We start from the raw sequence: 10783 nt of genomic DNA, 5'->3' as shown, positions 1-10783 counted from the left end.
GGCCCGTACCTTGGTGGGGTGTACCGGTTCCTGCTGACGCCCCGCTGGTGGGGGATCCACCTCTTCGTCGTGCTGGCCATTCCCTTCTGCGTCTTCATGGGGTCCTGGCAGCTCGGGCGGTTCGAAGACCGCGTCGAGACCCATCAGGCCGCCGAGGAGAAGCCCGACCCCGGCCGGCAGGCCGCCGTACCGCTCGACAGGCTGCTGCCCGTCGACAAGGAGACCTCCGGGCGCCCGGCCACCGCGACCGGGCGTTACGCCGAGCAGTTCGTGGTGCCCGGGCGGGAGGTCGACGGCCGGCGCGGCGCCTACGTGCTGACCCTGCTGCGTACGGACGGCGGCAAGGCACTGCCCGTCGTCCGGGGCTGGCTGCCCGCCGGGGCCGAGGCCCCCGCAGCGCCCCGGGGCGACGTCACCGTGACCGGCGCGCTCCAGGCGTCCGAGAACCCGGGCACCGACGGTGTGCACGCGGGCGGCGGGCTGCCGAAGGGGCAGCTGGGCATGATCAGCGCCGCCTCGCTCGTCAATCTCGTCCCGTACGACGTGTACGACGCCTGGATCACGCTCGGCAAGGCCGATTTCGGCATGCTGCCCGTCCCCGCGGTGGCCCCGCAGGGCAGCGGCCTCGACCTCAAGGCGTTCCAGAACCTCGGGTACACCGGTGAGTGGTTCGTCTTCGCCGGCTTCGTGCTGTTCATGTGGTTCCGGCTCATGCGCCGCGAGGCGGAAGCCGCCCGTGACCTCGCCCTCGGGATCCAGGAGGAGGACGCGCCGGTGACCTCCGGTTCCGGCGCGCGCCACTGAGGTCCCGGGTCGCGGTCGCGCGGCCGGCGGCGTACGGGAGCGGGGCGGGCGCCGTGTCCGGCCGTGCCCGCCCCGCTCGCCCGCCGTCGCGTCGCTACGACGCCGACAGCACGCCCGTACGGTAGACCGTTCCCGCGCAGGCGTTCGAGATCGTCGCCACCGGTGTCGGTCCGCCCGCCGCCGGGGTGTGGCTCACCACGACGCTGCCGTCCGCCGTGCCGCCGTCCGCGGCGCCGCCGTCGGTCGTACCGCCGTCGGACGTCCCGCCGCCCGTGGTGGGGGCGCCGGTCGTCGGACCGCCCGTCGTGGGACCGCCGGTCGTCGGGCCGCCCGTGGTGGGACCGCCGGTGGTCGGGCCACCGGTCGTCGGACCGCCGGTGGTGGGACCGCCCGTGGTCGGACCGCCCGTGGTCGGACCGCCGGTCGTCGGGCCGCCCGTGGTCGGATCGTCGGAGTTCGGCGGCTTGCTGCCCGGCGACGACGAGTCGTCCTCGCTCGGCCGGCCGCTCTTCGACGGTCCGTCGGACGCCTTGCCGTCGCCGCTCTCGCCCGGCCGGGGCTGTCCCGACGTGCCGGGACCGGTCGGCAGGCCCGGATCGCCCGGGCGCCGGGTCGAGCCGTCGGCCGGCTCGTCCGCGGTGAGCCCGTCGTCGATGCCGTCCTCATTGGCCGACTGCTCGGACGTGACCCTGTTCCGCGGCTCGTCGCTGTCCGAGGCCGCCCCGAGCGTCACGACGGTGCCCAGTACGGCGACGAGCAGCGCGCCCGCGCCCGCCGCGACCATGTTGCGCCGGGCACCGCTCAGCAGCGCGGGACGGCGCCCGCCACCACCGGCCTCCGGCGAGCGGTGGGTGACCAACGTGCTTTCGTCCCGGGCCCGTTCGGACCGGCCGGGCAGTGACAGGGGTACGACCGCCGCCGGAACGCCGCCGGGCGGCGACGCCGACTCCTCGTACCGCGCCGCCGGCACTTCCTCCCCGGCCGGCGTACGACCGCCGGGCACGAGCCCCGCCGCCGCCGGGCGGGAGCGGTCGGAGACCAGGGCCAGTGCTCGGCGTCCGGCGACCGTACCGCTCTTGTCGGCCACGGCGCCGCGCATCGCGACGGACGCCTCCAGCTCGGCCCGGGCCCGGTCCAGATGGCCCGTGCAGAGCGCCAGGACGCCCAACTCGTGGTGGAAGTAAGCCTCTTCGGCGACCTCCCCCGCGATGCGCGCGGCTTCGAGCCCGGCCCGCAGCGCCCGCTCCCACGCGCCCCAGCTCAGCCCGGCCGCGAACGCGGGAGCCGCCGTACGGGCCAGCAGGACGGCCGCACTCGGGTGCCCCGCCTCCGAGCCGGGCACCAGCGGCGCCGACGCCGCGAGGATCGCGTCGGCCTCCGCGGCCGCCCGCTCCGGCGTGACCGAGGGGTGCCCGGCCCACCAGGCGTAGTGCTGCGCGGCGGTGTGCGCCCGCTCCGGCACGTCGTCCGCGAATCCGGCCGCCTCCAGCTGAACGGCCACACCGGCGGCCAGCCGGAACCGCGCCCCGGCCGGCGAGAGCAGGCCGCAGCTCATCAGCTCGCCGAGCGCGGCGTCCGCGTGGGTGTCGCCCACGAGGGCCGGCAGGTGTGCCTGGTGCGGCACCTCGCCGCCGAGCGCGATGGCGAAGCGCAGGGTGGCCCGGGCGGAGTCGCTCAGCCGGGACGCGAGCAGCGCGGCGGGCATCGCTCCCTCGGCGAGGGACGGCAGGGGTACGTCGTGGCCGTCCTCCGCGTCGAAGGGCGCGTCGACCGGCTGCTCGTCGACGTACCCGTACGCGTCGAAGGCGGTGGGGTCGGCGCGCAGCTGGTCGCGCTGCCTGAGCAGCGCGCCCGCCTGGGTGAAGCGCAGCGGCAGCCCCTCGGACTCGAACCAGAGGTCGCCGGCCCAGTTGGCCTCGTCGTCGGTGAGGGGCCGCTCGACGGCCCGCTCAAGGAGCTCCAGGCTGGCGCTGCGGCCCAGACCGCCGAGGAACACCTCCTCGACGTGGGACTCGGGCGAGGGGGCGGCGACGTCCGGTGTGGTGGCGAGCAGGAAGGCGCACTCGGGCGTGGCCTCCAGCAGCTCGTCCAGCGCCGCTCCGCCGAACTCCAGGTCGTCGAGGACGACGACGGCGCCGATCTCGTGGACCAGGCCGAGCAGCTCGGCCCGGTCGGGGCGGTGCAGGGGCGCGCTGTAGACGGCGGCGAACAGGTCGTGGAGCAGCTCGTCGGCCGTGCGATGGGCGCCGCAGAGCCGTACGACTCCGTCGGGCGCGAGGTCCGCGCATTCGGCGGCGACGGCGTCGAGGAGCGCCGTACGGCCTGATCCGGACGCGCCTGTCAGCCGCACCGAGCGGCCGCGCGCGAGCAGCCGTACGAGCCTCTCGCGCTCCTCCCCGCGCTCCAGGAGCGGCAGCTCGGGCGCGACGGGACCGGGCGGGACGGGCGGTTTGGCCGCGCGCAGCAGCTCGGCGCGGTCGTCGGCGCTGTGCCTGACCGGCCGCGCGGGCCGCTCGCCGGGCGGGCAGACCTCGATCTCGCTGCCGTCGACCGGGTTGACGGTGAGCAGGAAGTCGCCCGCGACGACCTGCACGGTCCGGGCGGGCGCCGACGAGCCGGGCCCGCCCGTCTTTCCCGCGGGGCCCGTCGCGCTCGGCGCGGAGGACGGTGTCAGCGCGTCCCGTGGTGGCCGGCGCGGCCCGTCACCGGCGTCGCTCTCGCCGAACGGGTCGTTGTCGTGGCCGTACTCTTCCGGTCCCCGGTTCATCGGGTCCATGGTCAAAGCCCCCCAGATGCGTCGCGTGCGGATGCCCCTCCCGGCCTTTCACACGCCCGCTGTCGCTTCTGGTCCGGTGCCCGCCGTACTCGGGTTCGTCAATCGGCAGGCGAGCCGAACCCTAGACCTTGGCACAGTATCGGGGAACACGAGGGGTGCCGCCCCGCCCGGGACGTCACAGTCTCGTGAGGATTGTGCGCCCACCGTACGGATCGCGCCGCTTCGCGCCTGCGCCGTGCCGCTCAGGCGCTCAGACCCGCGGCAGCGACTCGGCGGCGAGGCCGCCCTCGATGGCGAGGATGCGGTGCAGCCTGGTCGCGACCAGCAGGCGCTGCATCTGGGCCGGTACGCCGCGCAGCACGAGCCGGCGGCCCGCCCGCCCGGCCCGCCGGTGCGCGCCCATGATCACGCCGAGACCGGTGGCGTCCCAGGAATCCAGCTCGGTCAGGTCCAGCACGAGGTCGCCGACACCGTCGTCGACGGCCGAGTGCAGGACCGTACGGGCGTCCGCCGCGCTGCGGACGTCGAGGCGGCCCCCGACGACCAGCTCGACGTGGTCGCCCCTGATGTGCATATGCGCTCCCCGAGAGTGCGTCGGTCTCCGTGTCGTGTTTCTTTCCCTGCACCCAACTGACTGCCGTACGGGCAAGGAAGTTGCCGTCCGTAAGCGAACCGATACCGAATTCACCCCTGGGAGTGACCCCAGGGGCTGACAGGGCATCAGTGCTTGTAGAAGCCCTGCCCGCTCTTGCGCCCGATGTCACCGGCGTCAACCATCCGGCGCATCAGCTCCGGCGGCGCGAACTTCTCGTCCTGCGACTCGGTGTAGATGTTGCTGGTGGCGTGCAGCAGGATGTCGACGCCGGTGAGGTCGGCGGTCGCGAGGGGGCCCATGGCGTGCCCGAAGCCCAGCTTGCAGGCGATGTCGATGTCCTCGGCCGAGGCGACGCCCGACTCGTACAGCTTGGCGGCCTCGACCACGAGGGCCGAGATGAGGCGGGTGGTGACGAAGCCGGCCACGTCGCGGTTGACGACGATGCAGGTCTTGCCGACGGACTCGGCGAACTCGCGGGTGGTGGCGAGCGTTTCGTCGCTGGTCTTGTAGCCCCGTACGAGCTCGCAGAGCTGCATCATCGGCACCGGCGAGAAGAAGTGCGCGCCGACGACCCGCTCCGGACGCTCCGTCACGGCCGCGATCTTGGTGATCGGGATGGCGGAGGTGTTGGACGCGAGGACGGCGTCCTCGCGCACGATCTTGTCCAGCGCGCGGAAGATCTCGTGCTTGACCTCGAGCTTCTCGAAGACGGCCTCGACGACGATGTCGGCGTCGGCGACCGCGTCGAGGTCGGTGGTCGTGGTGATGCGGCCGAGCGCGGCCTCCGCGTCCGCGGCGTCCAGCTTGCCCTTGGACACGAACTTGTCGTACGAGGCCCTGATGCCGTCACGGCCACGGGTCAGCGCCGCGTCGGTGACATCGCGCAGCACGACGTCCCAGCCCGCCTGCGCCGAGACCTGCGCGATTCCGGACCCCATGAGTCCGGCTCCGATGACGGCGAGCTTCCTGGCCACGACACACCCCTTGATTTCTTTGGCCTCAACGCCTGTTTGCTTCAGGCTCTCCGGCGGAGATTAGCGTCCGTGAGGGGCCGAGTGGCCGCGAAGAGATGCGCGTCACGTCTCAGATGACGGACATCACACCGGGACGCCTCATTCGGCGGACCGCACCGCGTAGTTGAGTGCCTTGTCGCTCAGCAGTTCCTCCATCCCGTCGAGCAGGACCAGAGCCTCCCGCGACACCTCCACCGCCGTGCGGCCCTTGACCATCTCGCCGCCGATCCAGCCCATCAGGGTGGACTGGAGCCAGGCGAGCTGACCCGCCATGAGGGCCGGCAGCGGATCGCCGGCCGCCGCGCCCGTCTCCTCCCGCAGGGTCCGCTCCAGGCTCTCCACGACCTCCTGCTGGATGGCCCACAGCCGGGAGCGCAGGGCCTGCGCCTCCATCACGACGCGCATGAAACGCGCGTAACCGTCGATCAGGCCGATGGACGGGGCGACCTCCTCGACCTCGCGGTGCAGTTCGCGCAGGACGGCGGCGGCGGCCGACTCGCCCTCGTCCCGGCCCCTGACGTAGCGCGGGAGCCGGTCGACGATGCCCTTGCTGCGGTCGAAGAACAGGTCTTCCTTCGCGGGGAAGTAGTTGTAGACGGTGTTGACGGAGACGTCCGCCGCCTCGGCGATCTCGGCGATCGTCACCGCGTCGAAGCCCCGTTCCAGGAAGAGACCGGTGGCCACATCGGAGATGTGCTGTCTGGTCTGCCGCTTCTTGCGCTCTCTGAGTCCCTCGGCCATGCGCCCATCGTAGCTTCACTGGGCCTCACGCAAACTTGGGGTCGTTGCAAACTTTCAGCGACTCTGCTTTTCTTGGGGCATGGCAATCATCAGTACGGCCGGGCTCACCCGGACTTTCTCGACCAAAGCGGGCCCAGTCGAAGCCGTCCGCGGCATCGACCTCAGCGTCGAGCGCGGCGAGATCCTCGGCTTCCTCGGCCCGAACGGCGCCGGCAAGACGACCACCCTGCGGATGCTCACCACGCTCCTCGCCCCGACCGGCGGAGCCGCCACCGTCGCGGGATGCGACCTGCTCCGCGACCCGGCGGGCGTCCGGCGCCGGATCGGTTATGTCGCCCAGTCCGGGGGCGTGGACCCGCAGGTGTCCGTACGGGAGGAACTCGTCACCCAGGGCCGCCTCTACCGGCTGCCCCGGGCCGAAGCGGCGGCGCGCGCCGAAGCGTTGGCGCGCGACCTGTCGCTCACCGACCTGATGGACCGCAGGTGCGCGGCGCTGTCCGGCGGTCAGCGGCGCCGGCTCGACATCGCGATGGGCCTCACCCACCGGCCCGAGGTGCTCTTCCTCGACGAGCCGACCACCGGTCTCGACCCGGGCAGCCGCGCCGACCTGTGGGACCTGGTGCGCCGGCTGCGGGACACGTACGGCACCACGGTCTTCCTCACCACCCACTACCTGGACGAGGCCGACGCGCTCTCGGACCGGCTCGTCGTCGTCGACAAGGGGCTGGTCGCCGCCGAGGGAACGCCGAGCGCCCTCAAGCTCCGGTACGGCGGCTCCATCGACGCCACCCTCCAGGACACCTTCCTCGCCATCACCGGGCGCGCCCCCGCGCCCGTCGACACCACGCCCGTCGCCGTCTAGGAGGCCGACCGTCATGAGCCCATTCCTGTCCGACACCGCGCTGCTCTTCGGGCGGTACGCCCGCCAGACCCTGCGCTCGAAGTTCCAGATGCTCTTCGGCGCGCTGATGCCGCTGCTCTACCTGGTCTTCTTCGGTCCGCTGCTGACCGGTCTGCCCCTCGGTTCGCGGGGCGACTCCTGGCAGGTGCTGGTCCCCGGCCTGCTCCTGCAACTGGGGCTCTTCGGCGCCCTGTTCGCCGGCTTCTCGGTCATCATCGAGCAGCAGTCCGGCGTACTGGAGCGGATGCGGGCCGCGCCGGTCAGCCGGCTCGCGCTGCTCCTCGGGCGCGTACTGCGGGACGCGGCGCTGTTCGTGTTCCAGGCGGTGCTGGTGGTACTGGCCGCCACGGCGCTCGGGCTGCGGGCCCCGCTCGCCGGCGTCCTGATCGGCTTCGCGTTCGTCGGCGTCCTGACCACCGCGCTCGCCTCGCTGTCGTACGCGCTCGCGCTCAAGGTCTCCCGGCCGCACGACTTCGGCCCCCTGGTCAACGGCCTGAGCATGCCGTCGATGCTGCTGTCGGGTCTAATGCTGCCGATGGCGCTGGCGCCGGGGTGGCTGGACGCGCTGTCGCACTTCATGCCGTTCAGGTACGTCGTGGACGCGATGCGCGCCGGATACGTGGGGGACTACACCGGTACGGCGATGCTGTACGGGGTCCTGACGTCCGCCGCGCTGGTGGCCGTCGCCGTGACGGTGGGCACACGCGTCTTCCGCAGGGCGGGCGCGTAACTAGGCTGGCCGCATGGTCAACCTGACGCGCATCTATACCCGTACCGGCGACAAGGGCACCACCGCCCTGGGCGACATGAGCCGCACCGCCAAGACCGATTTGAGGATCGCGGCGTACGCCGACGCCAATGAGGCCAATGCCGTCATCGGGACGGCGATCGCCCTCGGGCAGCTCGACGAGGCCGTGGTGAAGGTCCTCGTCCGGGTCCAGAACGACCTCTTCGACGTGGGGGCGGATCTGTCGACTCCGGTCGTCGAGGACCCCGAGTACCCGCCGCTTCGCGTCGAGCAGCCGTACATCGACAAGCTGGAGGCGGACTGCGACCGCTTCCTTGAGGAGCTGGAGAAGCTGCGCAGCTTCATCCTTCCGGGGGGTACGCCGGGGGCCGCGCTGCTGCACCAGGCGTGCACGGTGGTGCGCCGGGCGGAGCGCTCGACGTGGGCGGCGTTCGAGGTCCACGGCGAGGTCATGAACCCGCTGACGGCCACGTACCTGAACCGGCTGTCCGACCTCCTGTTCATCCTGGCCAGGGTGGCCAACAAGGAGGTCGGGGACGTGCTGTGGGTGCCGGGGGGCGAGCGCTAGGGGCGGGGGCCCTCGCGGCGGGCTCCGCGGGACTCCGCTTCCCCGGGGACCGCCTGCCCCGGGCCCTGCCGCTCCCCCGCCGTCTCCCGCTTCGGGAAGAGCGTGTACGACGCGGCGATGACCGCGTTGACGCCGATCACGAAGAGCATCCGCTGCTGCCACGCCCGCAGCGATCCGGTCTCCCCGTCCCCGCCGACGTACCAGATCGCCGCCTGCAGCAGGCCCGTGGCGATGGCCGCCGCCAGCATCCACAGCCCGGCGGTCTTCCACTCGTGCACCGCCCGGGCCGTCCCGTGCTCCGGCGGCCGCACCGGAGGCGGACCGCCGGCGAAGCGGTGGGCGAACCTGGCGTCGACCCATCTGATGGTGCGGTGGCCGAGCGCGATCGTGAAGCCGATGTAGACGGCGGCGAGCCCGTGCTTCCAGTCCGGCGCCGCGCCGTTCTTGAGGTCGACCGCCGTGACGACCAGCAGCAGCACCTCCAGCAGCGGCTCCATGAGCAGCACGGCCGCTCCGGCGCGCGGCATCCCCGCCAGGTAGCGCAGGGCCAGCCCTCCGGCGAGCAGTACCCAGAAGCCGACTTCGCACATGATGATCAGCGTGACGATCACGGTGATCACTCTCCTCCCGTTGCGCTTCCCACCCTCCCGTCCGCGAGCCGCCGAAGCGTCGTCGCCCGTGACGAAACGGCACTGCATCCTTCGATGTAGCCCCGGCTCACCCCGCTCGGGGACGACGAGCAGGTGCGCGCCGTGTTGGATGGTGACGTGACCCCCTTCCCCCGCCCGCATCGCGACGGCGTCCTGCTCGCGTTGATCGGCCTGCTCGGCGGAGTCCTGCTGTGGAGCCTGGGGCTGCACACCTCCGCCGTCCGCGACCTCCTGCCGTCGTGGGCGACCCTCGTACCGCTCGCGGTGATGTCCTTCCTCGAACTGCTGCGCAGGTCGTGCCCCCGCACGGCCCTGCTCGCCGGCACGGTCGCCCTGATCGCGAACGAGTTCACCGACGGCAATCTGGCGACCATCCTCATGTACACGGACCTGACGTACGCCGCCGTCGTGTACGGCACGCCCGGCGCGGCCCGCCGGATTCCCGTCGTCACGGGCCTGGTGTCGGTGGCCGCCACGATCGCCGCCCTGGCCTGGCTGCGCCGCCCGGAGGCGCTGCTCATCGGTGTCGTCACGGGGCTGGTGTCCTTCGCGCCCGCGCTGACCGGCGCCAGCCTGCGCAACCACCGCGAGGCGGCCGAGGCGGCCCGGCTGCGCGCCGAGCAGACCGCGCTGCTGGCGGAGATCGACCGCAACCAGGCCATCGCCGCCGAACGCTCCCGGATGGCGCGCGAGCTGCACGACATGGTGGCCAACAACCTCTCCGCCATCGCCATCCACTCCACCGCCGCGCTGTCCATCGCCGAGCCGAAGGCGTCCACGGACGCGCTCACCGTCATCCGGGAGAACAGCGTCCAGGGCCTGGCCGAGATGCGCCGGCTCATCGGCCTGCTCCGCGACACCAGCGGCGATCAGGAACCGGCCGTCGCCCCCGCCCTGGACGGGCTCGACGCGCTCGTCGCCCAGGTCCGCGCGGTGGGCGCCGACAGCGGGCTCGTGTTCGCTCTCGACGACCGCCGCGAGCGGGGCACGCGGTTGCCGGCGCCGGTCGAGATGGCCGCGTACCGCATCGTCCAGGAGTCCCTCACCAACGCCCTCAAGCACGCCTCCCCCGGCCCGGTCACCGTGACGCTCGCGCACACCGACCACACCCTGACGGTGGGGGTGACCAGCCCGTGCGGCGAGAGGCCCGGCCCCCGAGCGCCCGGCTCGGGCGCCGGCCTGGTGGGGATGCGGGAGCGGGTGACGCTGCTCGACGGGGCGCTGGAGGCCGGCCCCGTCACGGCGGCGGACGGCACGAAGATCTGGCAGGTACGGGCGCAGCTGCCCGCCAAGGACGATACGGAGCCGGACTCATGACGATTCGCGTGCTGGTCGCGGAGGACCAGTCGGCCGTACGGGCGGGCCTGGTGCTCATCCTGAACAGCGCCGGGGACATCGAGGTCGTCGGGGAGGCGGCGGACGGCGAGGCGGCGGTCGCCATGGCGCGCGAGCTGCGCCCGGACCTCGTCCTGATGGACGTGCAGATGCCGCGCGTCGACGGGGTGACGGCGACCCGGCAGGTGGTGGCGGAGCGACTCGCCGACGTGCTGATGCTGACGACCTTCGACCTCGACGAGTACGTGTTCGGGGCGCTGCGGGCGGGGGCGGCGGGCTTCCTGCTGAAGAACACCGACGCGAAGGACCTGATCGAGGCGGTACGCACGGTGGCACGCGGCGAGGGTCTGATCGCGCCCGCCGTGACCCGGCGGCTGATCGCGGAGTTCGCCTCGCCCGCTCCCGTACGGCCGGCCGGCGCGCCGGGGTCCGAGGCGCTGGAGTCGCTGACCCGGCGGGAGCGCGAGGTGCTGTCGTGTCTCGGTGAAGGGATGTCGAACGCCGAGATCGCCCGGCGGCTGACCATGGCCGAGGCCACGGTGAAGACCCACGTGAGCCGCCTGCTGGGGAAGCTGGAGCTGCGCAACCGGGTGCAAGCGGCCGTGCTCGCTCAGGAGTTGGGCATCTGACCGAGGGGTGTCCCCCGGGTGGC

Annotated in this window: 11 protein-coding genes; 6 read left to right on the top strand and 5 right to left on the bottom strand. The window is 72.8% G+C overall.

The window, feature by feature from the left end:
- Positions 1-18 precede the first annotated feature (18 nt).
- On the top strand, positions 19-804 hold the full coding sequence (locus tag E2E34_RS02650; RefSeq protein WP_138900258.1) for an SURF1 family protein: 786 nt from the start codon (positions 19-21) through the stop codon (positions 802-804).
- Positions 805-898: 94 nt separating this feature from the next.
- On the opposite strand, the gene E2E34_RS02640 is transcribed toward E2E34_RS02650, so the two are convergent.
- The 4 genes from E2E34_RS02640 to E2E34_RS02625 all read right to left on the bottom strand — a co-directional run bounded on the left by E2E34_RS02640 (position 899) and on the right by E2E34_RS02625 (position 5929).
- Positions 899-3580 (bottom strand): ATP-binding protein, encoded by a 2682-nt coding sequence (locus E2E34_RS02640; protein ID WP_167518190.1) that lies wholly within the window; start codon positions 3578-3580, stop codon positions 899-901.
- Between the two features lie 250 nt (positions 3581-3830).
- Positions 3831-4154 (bottom strand): STAS domain-containing protein, encoded by a 324-nt coding sequence (locus E2E34_RS02635; protein WP_069926899.1) that lies wholly within the window; start codon positions 4152-4154, stop codon positions 3831-3833.
- Between the two features lie 146 nt (positions 4155-4300).
- Positions 4301-5149, bottom strand: a complete 849-nt coding sequence (locus E2E34_RS02630; protein ID WP_138900257.1) for a 3-hydroxyacyl-CoA dehydrogenase family protein — start codon at positions 5147-5149, stop codon at positions 4301-4303.
- Between the two features lie 138 nt (positions 5150-5287).
- Complete coding sequence (locus E2E34_RS02625) at positions 5288-5929, bottom strand: TetR/AcrR family transcriptional regulator (RefSeq protein WP_138900256.1); 642 nt, start codon at positions 5927-5929, stop codon at positions 5288-5290.
- Between the two features lie 79 nt (positions 5930-6008).
- Between E2E34_RS02625 and E2E34_RS02620 the strand changes: the two genes are divergently transcribed.
- The 3 genes from E2E34_RS02620 to E2E34_RS02610 are packed head-to-tail and all read left to right on the top strand — an operon-like array spanning position 6009 to position 8146.
- Positions 6009-6791 (top strand): ABC transporter ATP-binding protein, encoded by a 783-nt coding sequence (locus E2E34_RS02620; protein WP_138900255.1) that lies wholly within the window; start codon positions 6009-6011, stop codon positions 6789-6791.
- A 13-nt stretch (positions 6792-6804) separates the two neighbouring features.
- Positions 6805-7560 (top strand): ABC transporter permease, encoded by a 756-nt coding sequence (locus E2E34_RS02615; protein WP_138900254.1) that lies wholly within the window; start codon positions 6805-6807, stop codon positions 7558-7560.
- A 13-nt stretch (positions 7561-7573) separates the two neighbouring features.
- Entirely contained in the window at positions 7574-8146 is a 573-nt protein-coding gene (locus E2E34_RS02610; protein ID WP_138900253.1) for a cob(I)yrinic acid a,c-diamide adenosyltransferase, read from the top strand.
- On the opposite strand, the gene E2E34_RS02605 is transcribed toward E2E34_RS02610, so the two are convergent.
- Positions 8143-8757: a hypothetical protein gene (locus E2E34_RS02605; RefSeq protein WP_138900252.1), complete on the bottom strand. Its 615-nt coding sequence runs from the start codon at positions 8755-8757 to the stop codon at positions 8143-8145. The two genes, E2E34_RS02610 and E2E34_RS02605, sit on opposite strands and share 4 nt — an antisense overlap.
- 156 nt (positions 8758-8913) lie before the next feature.
- Here E2E34_RS02605 and E2E34_RS02600 point away from each other — a divergent pair, with 156 nt between their 5' ends.
- Together E2E34_RS02600 and E2E34_RS02595 are read left to right on the top strand one after the other, a co-directional pair.
- Positions 8914-10113, top strand: a complete 1200-nt coding sequence (locus E2E34_RS02600) for a sensor histidine kinase (protein WP_244315471.1) — start codon at positions 8914-8916, stop codon at positions 10111-10113.
- Positions 10110-10760 (top strand): response regulator, encoded by a 651-nt coding sequence (locus E2E34_RS02595; RefSeq protein WP_138900251.1) that lies wholly within the window; start codon positions 10110-10112, stop codon positions 10758-10760. The genes E2E34_RS02600 and E2E34_RS02595 overlap by 4 nt, the downstream gene beginning before the upstream one ends.
- The last annotated feature ends 23 nt before the right edge of the window (positions 10761-10783 follow it).

Source organism: Streptomyces albidochromogenes (assembly GCF_005981925.1).
Taxonomy (GTDB): Bacteria; Actinomycetota; Actinomycetes; order Streptomycetales; family Streptomycetaceae; genus Streptomyces; species Streptomyces albidochromogenes.
The sequence above is the reverse complement of the archived record's forward strand: the minus strand, read 5'-3'. Positions and strand labels throughout refer to the sequence as shown.